A 15,254-nucleotide genomic window follows, 5' to 3' on the forward strand; every position below is an offset into this window, starting at 1 on the left:
TTCTTTTTACTCGGCTGCTACAAAGCCGTAAGACTCAAATACCGCGATTGCTTCCGGAGTCTGTAAGAAGTCAACGAATGCCTTTGCAGCATCCTCGTGAGCAGTCGCCTTTACCACGGCTACCGGATAGATGACTTTCTTTTCCAGGCTTCCCTCCGGTGCCTCTGCAACAACAGTAACCTGATCAGCCTTGCTTGCTGCATCGGTTGCGTAAACGATACCTGCGTCAGCACTTGCTGCTGCAACCTGGTTTAATACCTCCGTTACGTTGGTACCAAAGCTTACCTTATCCTGAATGCTGTCCCATACGTTTAAATTAGTCAAAGCTTCTTTTGCGTACTGGCCGGCCGGAACACTCTCCGGATCACCCAGTGCGATCGATGCTGCATCACCGATTTTCTCGAAGGAATCAATTTTGCTGTCGCTGCCGGTCGGAACGATCAGAACGATCTTGTTCTCTAACAGGTTTACAATGGTATCGGAAGCAATCATGCCTTCCTCATCCAGAGCCTTCATCTGCTTGGTCGCTGCAGACATAAATACGTCTGCCTCCAGGCCTTCCTCGATCTGGGTCTGCAGCTTTCCTGAGCTGTCGTAGGTTCCCTCAACGGTTACGCCCGGATACTGCTCCTCGAACATCGGGATCAGTTCATCCTCATATGCGTTCTTTAAGCTTGCTGCCGCCGCAACCAGAATACTCTGCTCGCCAAGGTCTGCCTTTGCCTCTGCTTTGCTCTCTGCCTCTGTCTCTGCTGCAGTGGTTTCCGCTGCGATTGTCTCAGTCTCGGTTGCTGCTGCGGTGGTCTCCTGCGGTTTGGAGGAGCATCCTGCCATCATACCTGCAACCATCATAGCTGCCATTACAACTGCGAACGGTTTCTTCATCTTTTCTCTCCCTTTTGTTTTCTATTTTCTCGCGCACTCAGACGCGGTGCCGCGCAAAATCTTTAACCCATGATCCAGCGCTCCCAGAATAAAGCCAAGGCTCTCCTTCACGGCCTTCGGACTTCCCGGCAGATTCACGATCAGGGTCTTTTTGCGGATCACAGACGCGCCGCGGCTTAACATGGCCCGGTCTGTGATCTGCATGGACTTCATGCGGATATACTCAGCAATACCAGGCGCATTCCGGTCTGCCACTGCCAGCGTTGCCTCCGGTGTCTGATCCCGCATGGAAAATCCGGTACCGCCACTGGTGACAACCAGATCTACCTGCCGGCTGTCGGCCAGACGGATCAGGTGATGCTTTAACACTGCCGGCTCATCCGGGATTACAAAGCATTCCAGCACATCATATCCTGCTTCTTTTAACAGCTCCTCGGCTGCTGGACCGCTTGCGTCCTCCCGCTCCCCTCTGGAGCCTTTATCGCTTAAAACAATGACTGCCGCCGTAAACGGACGGTTCTCATCCGGTGCTTCCACACGCATCACATCTCCCGGACGGATGATGCCTTCCTTTATGACCTCGGCAAACACGCCTTCCCGCGGCATGATACACTCCCCAACACGATGATAAATCGCGCAGTGACTGTGGCATTCCTTGCCGATCTGGGTCATGCGAAGCTCCACGGTCCCGGCATACAGTCTGGTTCCCACCGGCAACGCCCGGAAATCGATTCCGTCTACGACCAGATTTTCACCAAAGGCACCGTCGCCCACGTTTGCTCCGCGCTTATTAAACTCCTCAACCTTATTATAGGAAAGAAGACTCACCTGCCGGTGCCACGTTCCCGCGTGAGCATCACCCTCAATTCCGAAGTCCGGAATAAAATGTCCTTCCGGGATGGTATGTTTTTCCGTTCCCCGGGCCGGACTGATGCAGATAGCCTTCACTACGCCTGTTTCATTAAAATCCATGTTTCTCACCCTCCAATTGCACTCATGCCATGCGCTTCTGTAATCTGATCCGGCTGCTCAAAGCAGTGCTCTGCCGGTTTGCCGTATATGGTGCGGGCCATGGCATCGAGAAGATTCTGATTTTTGCTGACCGCTTCCTGCCGCACGCATTCACCACGCAGAATTTCTCTCAAGTCTGTTCCATCCTCATAGCACAAACAGGTCTTCAAAAATCCTGTTGAAGTCAGTCGTACCCGGTTGCAGGAGCTGCAGAACTTTCCGTGCATGGCACTGATGAGTCCGATGCTTCCCTGATATCCCGGAATCCTGTAATACACCGCCGGACCGGCCCCGTGTACGCTGCCATCGGCCTGAAGCTGAGGAAATTCACTGCGTATCTCTTCCAAAAGCTCCTCGTTGCTGCGTCCCTCCGAGTGCCGCCCTTCTCCAATGGGCATCAGCTCAATAAACCGGACATCCACAGGCTTATCCTTTGCCAGCATGATCAGACGTTTCCAGTCGGTATCCGGCATGGAAACTGCGTTAACCTTTACTTTCAAGCCTGCCGCAAGAGCCGCGTCAATGGCCAGCAGGACCTCCGGCAGAAGATCCTGACCGGTGATGGCCGCAAACCTTCCGGGATCCAGCGTATCCAGGCTGATATTGATCTCATCCAGTCCTGCCTCTACCAGTTCCGGGAGAATGGCTCTCACCAGCGTTCCGTTGGTCGTCATGGCGATTTTTTCAATGCCCGGAATCTCTTTTAACATGTGGATCAGCTCCGGACAGCCTTTTCTGGCAAGCGGTTCTCCGCCGGTCAGCCGGATCTTGGTGATACCGAGCCTGGCCCCGCACGCCGCGATCTGCCGGATCTCCTCAAAGCTCAATATATCCTTATGCTCCACGCACTCAATGCCGTTTGGCATACAGTATTTGCAGCGCAGGTTGCAGCGGTCCGTCACGGACACACGCAGATACTTAATTTCTCTTCCCTGGGCATCCTTCACACCTGCTCACCGCCCTGCTCACGCGGATTCACAAAATGTCCGCTCTTTCCTCCGGTTTTCTCTGCCAGATGAATGTCGCCGATTTCCATCGCCTTATCTACCGCCTTACACATATCGTAGATGGTCAGAAGCGTCACAGACACGCCGGTCAGCGCTTCCATCTCCACTCCGGTCTTTCCGGTGGTCTTGGCCGTGCAGACTGCCTCGATCTCACAGTTTTCCGGATGCAGGTTAAAATCCACGTTCAGCTTGGTCAGATTTAAGATGTGGCAAAGAGGAATAAGCTCTGAAGTACGCTTTGCTCCCATGATCCCAGCGATCCGGGCCACACCAAGCACATCCCCCTTGGCCATAGTACCTTCTTTGATCTTTCCAAAGCATTCCTCGCTCACGCGGATACGGCCCTTTGCTACCGCCTCACGTACCGTTTCGCCCTTGGCAGTCACATCGACCATGCGGGCATTGCCCTGTTCGTCAAAATGGGTAAATTCCATATCAATACCCCTTTCCAAAACCGCAGTTCGGGAAGGTGCAGACCGGGCAGTTTAAGCACAGGCCGCCCATGCCAAGGGCTGCCAGCTCATCCGGTGTCACCTCATCGTCTGCCATGACACGTGGAAGTACCAGATCAAAAATGGTGCGTTTTGCATACATCACGCAACCCGGAAGCCCCATGATGACGGTTCTCCGGTTCCTTCCATGTTCTATGCGGTCGTAATAAGCCAGCAGAAACATGGCGCCCGGAAGCACCGGGGCACCGTAGGAAACAATGCGTGCTCCGGTATTTTTGATGGCCAGCGGAGTCTTGTCATCCGGATCTACACTCATGCCTCCGGTGCAGATGACAACATCCGCTCCCTTTCCGATCATATCCAGAATGCTGGCCGTTACCTTTTTGTCATCATCATCCCAGGTGACATGGTCAATGACCTCTGTGTCAAACTCAGACAGCTTGTCCACAATGACCGGGGTGAAGGTATCTTTGATACGTCCGTGGAACACTTCATTTCCGGTTGTCACAACACCGACCTGCTTACGCTGAAACGGCTTTAATTCCAGAATTGGCTTTCCGCCGGTCAGCTCCATGGTCCGCTCCCTCACCGCTTTCATCTTCTCTTCCTCAATGACCAGAGGGATAATGCGGGTGCCTGCCAGCTTGTCTCCCTTTTTTACGGCAAAATTGCCGTGGCGGGTGGCGATCATCATCTGGCCGAAGGAATTGACCTCCTTTAGTGCCTTTGCGTCAATCTTTAACAGGCCATCGCAGGCCGCGGTCAGCTCGATCTTACCTTCCTTCGGCAAAGAACGGTCCATGTGCTCACCCCTGCAGATCTCGCAGAGCACTTCGGCTGCCTCATCCTCATGCATCATGCCCTCTTCCTTCTCCCAGACATAGAGGGTATCCTTTCCAACGCTTAAAAGCACCGGAATATCTTTCTTTGTAACAATGTGACCCTTGCGGAACACTGCGTCTTTGGTGACTCCGCGAATGATCTGTGTAATGTCGTGACAGAGGACTGCGCCCTCCGCATCGACGGTTTTGATCAGTTTCATGTGTGCTGCCTCCCAATCTTCGTGTGAATCTTCGTTATCATTCCGTTTTTTGTTCCATTCATCCGTTTTGTTCGTTATTTTTTTGTGAAAATAACGGTGGACTTTTAAAACCGGCCTGCCTTCCGGCAAACCGGCTTTCCAGATTATTCTATTGTAATCTGTTTTTCCGGGAAATGCAATCCCCTAATCTGTTTTATTGACAGTTTCCCTAACTTTTTTTCATGCGTTTCGTTACTTATCAGAATTTCACACTCAGCCCCGTTCGATCAGCACCTGCATCACGCCGCCGCAGACCATGCCCTCTTCCTCTGCCACTCTTCCGGTCATATCCACATGACGGATCTGATATCCGCCATCACGGATCACTTCCCGGGCATGCTGCATGAGGTTTGCCTCTGCGCACCCCCCTCCGATGGTTCCCTGGATCAGCCCGGTCTCGTAAACGATCATCTTGGCTCCGGCCTTTCTCGGTGTGGAACCTTTTGTGCTCAGAATGGTAATAACCGCCTTTTTCTGATCCGCAAATTTTTCTTCCGGCTCTGCCAGATTGTGAATGACTTCCATGTCGATGTCGGACTGGGAAACTCTTCTGGCCTCATCTTCCGGTTTGCGTTTCACTTGAATTGCTTCTGCAAGGATTGCGACCGCAATCTCCTCCGGGGTTATTGCTCCGATATCAAGTCCCACCGGGGTGTGGATCCAGTCAAGCCACTTACGGCTGATGCCTTCCTCCTCCAGTGTATCCTTCAGTTCTCGGACGCGCTTTCTGGAACCGATCATGCCGAGATATGCCGTCTCCCCCTGCTTTGCCAGGGCCCGCAGACAGACACCATCGTGACGATGGCCTCTGGTTAAGAGCACCACGAAATCAGAGGAATTGACATGCAGCTTTTCAATCGCCGTCTCAAAATCCATGCAAAGGACCTGCTTTGCCGTCGGGAAGCGAAGCTCATTGGCAAAGGAAGGCCGGTCATCGGTCACCGTTACCGCAAAACCGGTGCGGGCCGCAAACTCTGCCAGTGCCAGTGAAACATGACCACCGCCGAAGATCAGCATGCGGTTTTCCTTACAGAACGGCTCCGCGATCCACTTTTCTGTTTTCTGCTTATCGTCAAACCCCGTAATGCATACCTTCTTCTCAAAAGCAGCCTGCTGTGCCAGAGCTTCCACTGACTCGGTTTCCGTTCCCGGCTCATAAATATGCTTTTCTAAGGTTCCGTCTTTCTTTAGCTTTGTCAGCAGCAGCTTCTGATTTTCTGACTGAAGACCGTTAAGAAGTGCCCCATATACATTCTCAATCCCCATCATTCACGCTCTCCTTTTTCAAAAATTTCCTGTTAATAAATTATATTAACAATATTTCACTCTTTTGTAAACGTCATGTAGCTGAAATCATATTACATTTCACAGGACGCAATTTCCCCATCAAAACGTAATGAAGAAAAGTCTGAGATATGATATGATAATGTCATATTTCAGTCAATCGTACTCTCAGGAGGACTTTTTATAATGAACAGACAAGATTTTGAACAGCAATTTACATCCATCAGCGACCAGATCTGGGAATTTGCAGAGCCCCGTTACCAGGAGTTTCATTCCAGCGCCCTGCAGGCTGATTTTCTGGAACAAGAAGGTTTTACCGTAACACGGAATCTCGGCGGCATTGCCACCGCCTTTTCTGCAAGCTTTGGCTCCGGTCACCCGGTCATCGGACTTTTAGGGGAATATGACGCGCTGCCCTGCATGAACCAGATCGCAGATTCTCCCGAAAAACAGACAGACCTTCCCGGTGCGGCAGGACATGGCTGCGGACACAACCTTCTTGGAACCGGCGCCATGGAAGCGGCCTGCCTCATTCGCGACTGGCTCTTGCAGACCCATTCGGAGGGAACCGTGATCTACTTTGGCTGTCCGGCTGAGGAGGGCGGCGCCGGAAAAGCTTTCCTGACCCGCTCCGGCTGCTTTGACAATCTGGACTTTGCTCTGGCCTGGCATCCGGGGTCCAAAACCGGCCTGATCAAAAAGGCGCTCGCCAATATCCGCGTGATCTTTGACTTTACCGGAAAAAGCGCCCATGCTGCCGCCCATCCGGAGCTTGGACGTTCTGCATTAGATGCCTGTGAACTTATGAATGTGGGCGTCAACTACCTGCGGGAGCATGTCAAAAGTGATGCCCGCATGCACTACGCTTATCTGAATGATGGCGGCGATGCGCCGAACATTGTTCCGGCTGCCGCCACCCTGCTCTACGCCCTGCGCGCACCGGAAAGCACTTATGTAGCCGAACTTTACGACCGGGTCTCTGATGTGGCAAAGGGCGCTGCACTCATGACGGGAACCAGGGTTTCCTGCCGGACCGTCAGCGCCTATGCAGAGCTGTTGTCGGTTCCGGCTATGGAGGCGCTTATGATGGAGGCCATGCAAGAGGCAGAGAAGCCGGAATATGCAGATGATGATTACGAGTATGCGGCAAGGTTTGCTGCGGATCAGGCTTCCCCTTCCATTGACACCACCATTCTTCCTGCTGACCAAAGCATCAACCTCGGCAGTACGGATGTAGGCGATGTAAGCTGGCAGGTTCCGACCGGACTCATCGGCGTAACAACCGAAGCGGCCGGCTGTGCCCTTCATACCTGGCAGATCGTAGCCCAGGGAAAAAGCCCGCTGGCCCACAAGGGCATGCACTACGCGGCGCGGATCCTGTTTGCGGCTGCGAAGAAGCTGTATGAAAGCCCGGAACGCTGTGCGCTGATCCAGGACGATTATCAGCATGTAATCGGACATCGAACATATCAGTCCATGCTGCCCGACTCTGTAAAGCCCGGAGATTTTTAGTTGCGCAACCGCACCGGACTTTGTTATAATATAAACGAATTTTTGATTTATGATACTTCAGGAAGGGAGTTTTACTATTATGGATCTGACGAAAGCTGTGAAAGAAAAATATAAAAAGCCACTGGCTTCCTGCACCAACGAGGAAATCTATATCTGCCTGTTAGAGCAGGTGAAAAAGCTGGCAAAGGAGAAGGAAGCTGCTTCCAAAATAACTGCTGCCACCAGCAAGCGCAAGCTCTACTACATCTCCGCTGAGTTTCTGATCGGCAAGCTGCTCTCCAACAATCTCATCAACTTAGGTCTTTATGATGAAGTTAAAAAAGAGCTGGCCGCTGCCGGCAAGAGCCTTGCCGAAATCGAGGAGCTGGAGCCGGAGCCATCCCTCGGCAACGGCGGTCTGGGACGTCTGGCTGCCTGCTTTGTGGATTCCATTGCTACTCTTGGATTAAACGGAGACGGTGTTGGCTTAAACTACCACTATGGCCTGTTCAGACAGGTCTTTGACAAGAAGCATCTGCAGCAGGAGACCCCGAACCCGTGGATGGAAAACGAGAGCTGGCTTACCAAAACCGAAACCAGCTATCAGGTTCCGTTCGGCGGCTTCACGGTTACTTCCCGTCTCTATGACCTGGATGTGACCGGTTATAACAACCACTCTACCCGCCTGCGCCTCTTCGATCTGGAAACTGTGGATGAGAGCATCGTAAAGGATGGTATTGATTTCGACAAAACCGAAATCGAGAAAAACCTGACGCTCTTCCTCTATCCGGATGATTCCGATGACAAGGGCCGCCTGCTGCGCGTGTACCAGCAGTATTTCATGGTCAGCAATGCCGCACAGCTCATTCTTGACGAGTGCATCGCCCGCGGTTCCAATCTCCATGACCTGGCTGACTATGCTGCCGTTCAGATCAACGACACCCATCCGTCCATGGTCATTCCAGAGCTAATCCGCCTGTTAGGCCAGCACGGCATTATCATGGATGAAGCCATCTCCATTGTTTCAAAAGTATGCGCCTACACCAACCACACCATTCTGGCTGAGGCACTGGAAAAATGGCCGATTGCCTTCCTGGAAAAAGCGGTTCCGCAGTTAATGCCGATCATCCGCGAGCTGGACAACCGCATCCGCGCCACTGTAAAAGACGAGACCACCTACATCATCCAGAACGGTCTGGTTCATATGGCCCATATGGACATCCACTACGGCTACAGCGTCAACGGCGTGGCTTACCTGCACACCGAGATTTTAAAGAACACCGAGCTCAACAACTTCTACAAACTGTACCCGGAGCGCTTCAACAACAAGACCAACGGCATCACATTCCGCCGCTGGCTCATGGAATGCAACCCAGAGCTTTCCGCCCTCATCACCTCCCTCATCGGAAATGGGTGGAAGAAAGATGCCATGGAACTGGAAAAACTGGGACAGTTCGTGTCTGACCCGTCCGTACTTACAAAGCTTCTGGATGTGAAAGCAGAAAAGAAGGCTCAGCTTGTTTCCTATCTGAAGAACACCCAAGGACTGGAACTGAACCCGGATTCCATTTTTGACATTCAGGTAAAACGTCTGCATGAATACAAACGCCAGCAGATGAATGCCCTCTATGTCATCCATAAGTATCTGGAGATCAAGGCAGGCAAGCTTCCGAAAAAGCCGGTTACCGTGCTGTTCGGCGCAAAAGCTGCCCCGGCTTACGTAATTGCGAAAGATATTATCCACTTAATTTTATGTTTGCAGGAACTTATCAACAAAGACCCGAAGGTAAGTCCACACCTGAAAGTTTTCATGGTGGAAAACTACAATGTGACCCTGGCTGAAAAGCTGATTCCGGCCTGCGATATCTCCGAGCAGATCTCCCTGGCTTCCAAGGAAGCATCCGGAACCGGCAACATGAAGTTCATGTTAAACGGCGCCCTGACCCTGGGAACCATGGACGGCGCCAATGTGGAGATTGCCGAGCTGGTGGGCAAGGACAACATCTTCACCTTCGGCGAATCCTCCGAGACCGTCATTGCCCGCTATGAGCGCGGTGACTACAAGTCCAAAGACTGGTACGCTAAGGATAAAGACTTAAAGGCTGCTGTAGATTTCATTATCGGAAAAGAAATGATGAAGATCGGCCAGAAAGAAAATCTGGACCGTCTCTACAAAGAACTGTTAAACAAAGACTGGTTCATGACCTTCCCGGACTTTGAAGATTACGTCAAGACCCGCGAAAAGGCTTATGAAGCCTACACTGACCGCACCGAGTGGGCTAAGAAAATGCTCATCAACATCAGCAAAGCCGGATTCTTCTCCTCCGACCGCACCATTGCGCAGTATAATGAGGAAATCTGGAAGCTGTCATAAAAATATACTTTTAAAAGCCAAAATGAGGAGCCGCTGCTGTGGCTCCTCATTTCTGTTTACATATCCATTCTACTTAAGTCGTTCCAGAACGTTTTTCACCTCTCCTACATCTAATCCCATCTGCTCCGCGATTTGCTGCTCCGTATATTTTTCTTTATGCAGCCTGTAAATGGTAAAAATCTGCTCCGCACCTTCTCTTTTCCCTTCCGCATATTCTACTTTCCGAATTAATTCCTTCTCACTTATTGTTTTACGATCCATTTTCCTTTTCGGTTGGTTCCTTCTCGCTCAATCATTCCTTTCTTTTGCATCCTGCGGATATAATACTTCACCGTATTCAAGTTAAGCCCATTTCTTGCCGCTATCTCTTTTTGAGAAATCTCTGGAATATTTATCATCAACTGCATAATTGCATATTCTATTTCACCTTGCATATTATGAACCACTTCATCAATAGTCGATTGGGTGGACTGGGTGGTCGATTGGGTGGTCGATTGGGTGGACTGGGTGGTTCCTTCATTCATCAACGCTTCATCCAACGGCACAATAATCCGAAATACGTCTCCCTCTACAAACTCTGGCTCTTTCCCTGAATAAACTTCACTATATTTGAACAAATTTCTCACACCAGATCCAAGCTGATCCGCATACCCGATATTCCGAAAGAATGCAGCGATGATCGGATTCTTTGGATTTGGTTCGATATCATCCGGTGTAAGAACTGCCTGTTGTGAAGCACGATTTGCATTTTCTACATACATCCGGTCTTTTTCTATTACAAATTTTGCCTGATAGGAACTGGTATATTCCCGGTGTATCAGTGTATTGGCTATCATTTCTCGCGTAATGATATTTCTAAGGCTCTTCCGCTGGTCTTCTTCCAAAAAGAAACGATCCGGCAGATGTTTCCGGCCAAATTCCATGAGCTGTTCATAACTTTCGATCAAGTTGGTTTTGATAATTTCCCGGTCATCATACCGATCTATATTTACCTTGCGAAGCAGTGCATCCGTCACATAGGCCGGTACCACATCTGCAATTACATCATCTTTTCCCAAAAGCATGACCGCAGCCAGATTGTATCCTTTTGCTCCGGTGACACGGTCTATACTATACAATCTTGTACTTTTTAATACTTCCTCGTCTGACATACTGCTCCACGGATGTGTCTGACCACTGTTATTCGCCGCCATGATCCGGAGTTTTGGCAACAGGTCCAGACGTAAATCTTCCAGTCCCACATATGGGAAAATCTTCTTTTCTGTGTAAATCTCTTGCTTGCGGATATACATCTGGGCAATCTGAGCTGTGGCCGTAACTTTCACGTCAGCATCATTTACACGATCATAGATTACTTTTTTGTAGCTGTGCACTTCTGCACTTGGAAGAATGTGTATATGAATGAGTTTCTTCCCTTCATAATCCAAAATCTCAGGATTGAGATAAATAGTCGGTGAAAACAATGCAGGATTACTAATACAGCTAATAAAATTTTTTACCATATCTGGAGCCTGCTTTTCCGGCACACCAGAAACGGTTCCGTCATCCAGAACCCCCAGAAATATATCTCCTCCAAAACGGTTTAAAAACGAGCATACTGTTTCGTATACATCACTTTCAATTCCATTTCCACATCTTTTGAATTCGACCGCAATAGTCTCGCCTATTTCCAGTATGGTTTTCATAGTTCTTGTGTCCATTTCAGCCGCCTCCTTATCAAAACCCAATTTTCAATTGTTTCTTGTTTTTTAGTATAACACAGACCATTTTTTTTAGAAACAACAAAAGCCGGAAAGCAGCTTATTAACCCACTTTCCGGCTTTTATAATTCTTATTTCATTTCCTCTACGGTATATCCCGCATCTTCAATGGTCTTCTTCAACACCGCCTCATCCAGCTCCCGGTCGAAGCTGACAACAGCTTTTTTGCCGTGCAGGCTGACTTTTGCGGATGCGCCGTCGATCTTGTTGATGGCTTCGGTGACTGCATTTACACAGTGCTCGCAGTGCATGCCGGAGATTTTGACGATTTTCTTTCCGATAACCGGATTCTCCAGCTTTTTTTCTTCCGGCGGAAGGCTTCCACCGCCGCCACCGCAGCAGGCTCCCTCACCTTTAAAATGCTTGATGGTGGATTTTACACCAAGAAGAACGAATACTGCAATGACCAAAATTACAATGATATCTGTCATGACTGATTGCTCCCTTCTTTTTTCTGTCTTTCCTTCAGTCTCTATTTTTCATCCGGCTTTTCTTTGGCTGCTTCTGCCATCGGATTTACCTGATGTTCTCTCTGGAATCTGCGGTCTCTCGCCTCATCCAGTTTTTTTCTTACAAATTTCACTAAGAGATAGATGGATACGCCTACTATGTACAGGATAATGCAAAGAGCTACCATATAGCCCATGGAATTCTGAGAATGTGACATTTATTTCTCCTTCATACGTTCGCGGCACACCTGTCGGTGCGCCGCTCGTGTTTACTGTACTGATACGACCTTGTAATCCTGTGCCTCAACAGCCTCTTTCAGAACGCTGTCTGCAACTTCCTTCTCCAGGGTTACGACTGCGGTTCCCTTCTCATGGCTTACCACTGCCTCGGTTACGCCTTCGATGCCCTCCAGGGTCTTTTTCACTCTGGCCTCACAGTGTCCGCACATCATTCCTTCGATTTTCATAGTCTTTGTCATAGCACTCTTCTCCTTTTTCTCTTTATGATCAGCATGACTTTCATCATGTGGTCTGCTTTGTTTTTTCTTCCTATCTTTGGACGCGTCATACATCTGAAACAGATTCAGGCGCAGGGCATTGGTTACGACACAGAAGCTGGAAAGGCTCATGGCTGCCGCGCCGAACATTGGGTTTAACTTCAGTCCGAACAGCGGATACCAGATTCCGGCTGCCAGCGGAATGCCGATAACGTTGTAGAAAAATGCCCAGAACAGGTTCTCGTGGATGTTACGCAGAGTTGCGCGGCTTAACCGGATGGCTGCCGGGACATCGCTTAAGCGGCTCTTCATCAGAACCACATCGGCTGCATCGATGGCAATATCGGTTCCTGCTCCGATGGCAATGCCGATATCCGCACGGGTCAGCGCCGGAGCATCGTTGATTCCGTCACCGACCATGGCTACCTTTCCCTGCTCCTTCAGAGAACGGATCACGCTCTCTTTTCCTTCCGGAAGCACGCCTGCGATGACCTCGTCCACACCGGCCTGGGCACCGATGGCTTTCGCAGTGCGCTCGTTATCACCGGTCAGCATCACAACGCGGATGCCCATGTTCTGCAGCTCTTTAACCGCCCGCGGGCTGTCTTCCTTGATGACATCCGCCACCGCAACAATACCAAGAAGCTGTCCGTCACGGCTGAAATACAGCGGGGTCTTGCCTGCTTCCGCAAGCTTTTCTGCTTTCGCTCGGATCTCATCGGATACCGCTGCAACACTGCTGATAAAGTTCGCGTTTCCTCCGCAGAGCTCACTGCCCTCGTAAATACCGGAGAGTCCGTTGCCCGGAAGCGCCGTGAAATCATCCACCTCACCGGCGGTAATGCCGTCTGCCCGGGCGCGCTCGTTGATAGCGCGGGCCAGCGGATGCTCACTCTTCTTCTCCAGGCTGCAGGCCAGCGCCAGAAGCTCCTGCTCACTCTTTGCTTCTGCCAGGATGATATCGGTCACCTTCGGCTCGCCGCTGGTGATGGTGCCGGTCTTATCCAGTGCCACAATATCCATCTTGCCCGCTTCCTCCAGGGAAACCGCAGTCTTAAACATAATGCCATGCTTTGCGCCCATGCCGTTGCCCACCATAATGGCAACCGGAGTCGCAAGCCCCAGTGCACACGGACAGCTGATGACCAGAACGGAAATGCCCCGGGCCAGCGCAAAGCCCACGCTCTGGCCAGCCAGCAGCCATACAATGGTTGTAATGACTGCAATAGTAATAACAGTCGGTACAAACACACCGGATACCCTGTCGGCAACCTTTGCGATCGGCGCCTTGGTGGCAGCCGCATCACTGACCATCTGGATGATCTGGGACAGAGTCGTATCTTCTCCGACTCTGACTGCCTCGCAGCGGATAAAGCCGGACTGGTTTACCGTTGCCGCGGAAACACTGTCACCTACGGTCTTATCCACCGGGATGCTCTCACCGGTGAGGGCTGCCTCGTTCACGGCACTGCTTCCTTCTAATACAATGCCATCCACCGGAATGTTCTCGCCCGGACGGACAACGAAGACATCGCCCTTCTGGACTTCCTCAATGCCGACTGTTACTTCTTCGCCATTTCTTACCACCACCGCAGTCTTCGGAGCCAGCTTCATCAGGCTCTTTAACGCATCGGTGGTTTTTCCTTTGGAGCGCGCCTCCAGCATCTTGCCCACGGTGATGAGGGTCAGGATCATGGCTGCGGATTCAAAGTAAAACTCGTGCATGTAGCTCATGACAGCGTCCGCATTGCCCTTTACCTGGGCATCGGTCATGGCAAACAGTGCGTAGGTACTGTAAGTAAATGCCGCCATGGAACCGAGGGCCACCAGGGTATCCATGTTCGGAGCTTTGTGCCACAGGCTCTTAAAACCGCTGATGAAGAATTTCTGGTTGATAACCATAACGATGGCGGTTAAGATCAGCTGGATCAGCCCCATCGCCACATGGTTTCCGTCAAAAAATGCCGGAAGCGGCCAGCCCCACATCATATGTCCCATGGAAAAATACATGAGAACGATCAGAAATCCAACGGAATACCAGAGCCTGCGCTTTAAGACCGGAGTTTCATGGTCTTTTAACGCTTCCTCCGCGTCTAAGGACTGTGCCTGCACACTGCCCTCTTTTCCCGCGCCCTTTACAGATGCGCCATATCCTGCATCCTGCACCGCCTTGATGATATCAGCGGACGATGCCGTGCCTTCCACACCCATGGAATTGGTCAGCAGGCTGACCGAACAGGCTGTAACACCAGGCACCCCGGAAACCGCTTTTTCCACGCGGCTGCTGCAGGCCGCGCAGCTCATGCCGGTTACTGTATACTGTTCCATCTTGTTGTCGTTTCCTCCTTTTTCGATTCCCCCTGCAACTGCTTCTTCCCAATTGCATTCTTCTTTACCATGCCCGGAATACTGTTTTTTTATCCGCCTCGCATAGCTTCGAAATCTCTCCTCACTGCCACTTGCTCTCTGTGTCATGGCCAGCAAAGATTCTCACCTTTACTTCATCAGTCTCTGCAATACCTTCAATAACTCATCGATGGTCTCATCATGGCCTTCGCGTATATCATTGGCCACGCAGGTCCGCAGATGATTTCCAAGAAGGACCTTGTTGAAACTGTTGAGCGCCGCGTTGGCCGCAGCCACCTGAATGAGGATATCCGGACAGTAGGCGTCCTGCTCTACCATGTTGCGGATTCCCCGGATCTGTCCTTCAATGCGGTTTAAGCGATGGATCAGGTCCTTGTATTCCTTCTCCGAACGTTCTTTCTTTTTATGACAACAGCACGGCTTTCCTTCTTTGTGCCCTGCTTTTTTCTCTGCGGCATCTGGCTTCGCTGCTTCTGCATGCTCTGCTATTCCACTGCAGCATTTCCTTTTATCGGTATGCTCCATGCAATTCCACCTTTCTGTAAAAAAGAATGTGCCTTGGCACATTCTCGCGCCGAGGCGCGGTTGCTTCAGCA

At 50.8% G+C, this 15,254-nt stretch carries 14 protein-coding genes; 2 read left to right on the forward strand and 12 right to left on the reverse strand.

The features are described 5' to 3' along the window. Positions 1-6 precede the first annotated feature (6 nt). The 6 genes from modA to ACMP1L_RS08035 form a co-directional block, all read right to left on the reverse strand. A complete protein-coding gene (gene modA / locus ACMP1L_RS08010) occupies positions 7-885 on the reverse strand; it encodes a molybdate ABC transporter substrate-binding protein (protein ID WP_418452595.1) in 879 nt (292 codons plus the stop codon). 21 nt (positions 886-906) lie between these two features. Then, the gene (locus ACMP1L_RS08015; RefSeq protein WP_418452596.1) at positions 907-1,857 is read right to left on the reverse strand and encodes a molybdopterin-binding protein; all 951 of its coding nucleotides are present in this window, start codon (positions 1,855-1,857) and stop codon (positions 907-909) included. A gap of 5 nt (positions 1,858-1,862) precedes the next feature. Continuing rightward, positions 1,863-2,843 (reverse strand): GTP 3',8-cyclase MoaA, encoded by a 981-nt coding sequence (moaA, locus tag ACMP1L_RS08020; protein WP_118733145.1) that lies wholly within the window; start codon positions 2,841-2,843, stop codon positions 1,863-1,865. Next, on the reverse strand, positions 2,840-3,337 hold the full coding sequence (gene moaC / locus ACMP1L_RS08025; protein ID WP_118733144.1) for a cyclic pyranopterin monophosphate synthase MoaC: 498 nt from the start codon (positions 3,335-3,337) through the stop codon (positions 2,840-2,842). The genes moaA and moaC overlap by 4 nt, the downstream gene beginning before the upstream one ends. 1 nt (position 3,338) lies before the next feature. Then, a complete protein-coding gene (locus ACMP1L_RS08030; RefSeq protein ID WP_418452598.1) occupies positions 3,339-4,397 on the reverse strand; it encodes a molybdopterin-binding protein in 1,059 nt (352 codons plus the stop codon). Positions 4,398-4,649: 252 nt separating this feature from the next. Continuing rightward, entirely contained in the window at positions 4,650-5,705 is a 1,056-nt protein-coding gene (locus ACMP1L_RS08035) for an XdhC family protein (RefSeq protein WP_418452600.1), read from the reverse strand. A gap of 201 nt (positions 5,706-5,906) precedes the next feature. Between ACMP1L_RS08035 and ACMP1L_RS08040 the strand changes: the two genes are divergently transcribed. After that, entirely contained in the window at positions 5,907-7,232 is a 1,326-nt protein-coding gene (locus ACMP1L_RS08040) for an amidohydrolase (RefSeq protein ID WP_177304699.1), read from the forward strand. A gap of 79 nt (positions 7,233-7,311) precedes the next feature. Further along, positions 7,312-9,585 (forward strand): glycogen/starch/alpha-glucan phosphorylase, encoded by a 2,274-nt coding sequence (locus ACMP1L_RS08045; RefSeq protein WP_118733140.1) that lies wholly within the window; start codon positions 7,312-7,314, stop codon positions 9,583-9,585. Between the two features lie 69 nt (positions 9,586-9,654). Here the strand turns inward: ACMP1L_RS08045 and ACMP1L_RS08050 are convergent, their stop codons facing one another. The 6 genes from ACMP1L_RS08050 to ACMP1L_RS08075 all read right to left on the reverse strand — a co-directional run bounded on the left by ACMP1L_RS08050 (position 9,655) and on the right by ACMP1L_RS08075 (position 15,147). Next, positions 9,655-9,846, reverse strand: a complete 192-nt coding sequence (locus tag ACMP1L_RS08050) for a hypothetical protein (protein WP_118733777.1) — start codon at positions 9,844-9,846, stop codon at positions 9,655-9,657. Continuing rightward, on the reverse strand, positions 9,828-11,285 hold the full coding sequence (locus ACMP1L_RS08055) for an RNA-binding domain-containing protein (protein ID WP_418452601.1): 1,458 nt from the start codon (positions 11,283-11,285) through the stop codon (positions 9,828-9,830). The genes ACMP1L_RS08050 and ACMP1L_RS08055 overlap by 19 nt, the downstream gene beginning before the upstream one ends. A 131-nt stretch (positions 11,286-11,416) precedes the next feature. Further along, entirely contained in the window at positions 11,417-11,776 is a 360-nt protein-coding gene (locus ACMP1L_RS08060; RefSeq protein ID WP_118733775.1) for a heavy-metal-associated domain-containing protein, read from the reverse strand. A 41-nt stretch (positions 11,777-11,817) separates the two neighbouring features. Beyond that, positions 11,818-12,012, reverse strand: a complete 195-nt coding sequence (locus tag ACMP1L_RS08065; RefSeq protein WP_177304695.1) for a hypothetical protein — start codon at positions 12,010-12,012, stop codon at positions 11,818-11,820. A 51-nt stretch (positions 12,013-12,063) separates the two neighbouring features. Then, entirely contained in the window at positions 12,064-14,619 is a 2,556-nt protein-coding gene (locus tag ACMP1L_RS08070) for a heavy metal translocating P-type ATPase (protein WP_418452602.1), read from the reverse strand. Between the two features lie 168 nt (positions 14,620-14,787). Then, positions 14,788-15,147, reverse strand: coding sequence for a metal-sensing transcriptional repressor (locus ACMP1L_RS08075; protein ID WP_475544530.1), 360 nt, complete (start codon positions 15,145-15,147; stop codon positions 14,788-14,790). Between the last annotated feature and the right edge of the window lie 107 nt (positions 15,148-15,254).

Source organism: Ventrimonas sp., assembly GCF_048380235.1.
In the GTDB taxonomy this organism is placed as follows: domain Bacteria; phylum Bacillota; class Clostridia; order Lachnospirales; family Lachnospiraceae; genus Brotaphodocola.

Bases quoted from the DNA above. Each gene is read 5' to 3' on its own strand.
- modA (WP_418452595.1), bottom strand. From the start codon at position 885: ATGAAGAAACCGTTCGCAGTTGTAATGGCAGCTATGATGGTTGCAGGT.
- ACMP1L_RS08015 (WP_418452596.1), bottom strand. From the start codon at position 1,857: ATGGATTTTAATGAAACAGGCGTAGTGAAGGCTATCTGCATCAGTCCG.
- moaC (WP_118733144.1), bottom strand. From the start codon at position 3,337: ATGGAATTTACCCATTTTGACGAACAGGGCAATGCCCGCATGGTCGAT.
- ACMP1L_RS08030 (WP_418452598.1), bottom strand. From the start codon at position 4,397: ATGAAACTGATCAAAACCGTCGATGCGGAGGGCGCAGTCCTCTGTCAC.
- ACMP1L_RS08035 (WP_418452600.1), bottom strand. From the start codon at position 5,705: ATGATGGGGATTGAGAATGTATATGGGGCACTTCTTAACGGTCTTCAG.
- ACMP1L_RS08040 (WP_177304699.1), top strand. From the start codon at position 5,907: ATGAACAGACAAGATTTTGAACAGCAATTTACATCCATCAGCGACCAG.
- ACMP1L_RS08045 (WP_118733140.1), top strand. From the start codon at position 7,312: ATGGATCTGACGAAAGCTGTGAAAGAAAAATATAAAAAGCCACTGGCT.
- ACMP1L_RS08050 (WP_118733777.1), bottom strand. From the start codon at position 9,846: ATGGATCGTAAAACAATAAGTGAGAAGGAATTAATTCGGAAAGTAGAA.
- ACMP1L_RS08055 (WP_418452601.1), bottom strand. From the start codon at position 11,285: ATGGACACAAGAACTATGAAAACCATACTGGAAATAGGCGAGACTATT.
- ACMP1L_RS08060 (WP_118733775.1), bottom strand. From the start codon at position 11,776: ATGACAGATATCATTGTAATTTTGGTCATTGCAGTATTCGTTCTTCTT.
- ACMP1L_RS08065 (WP_177304695.1), bottom strand. From the start codon at position 12,012: ATGTCACATTCTCAGAATTCCATGGGCTATATGGTAGCTCTTTGCATT.
- ACMP1L_RS08070 (WP_418452602.1), bottom strand. From the start codon at position 14,619: ATGGAACAGTATACAGTAACCGGCATGAGCTGCGCGGCCTGCAGCAGC.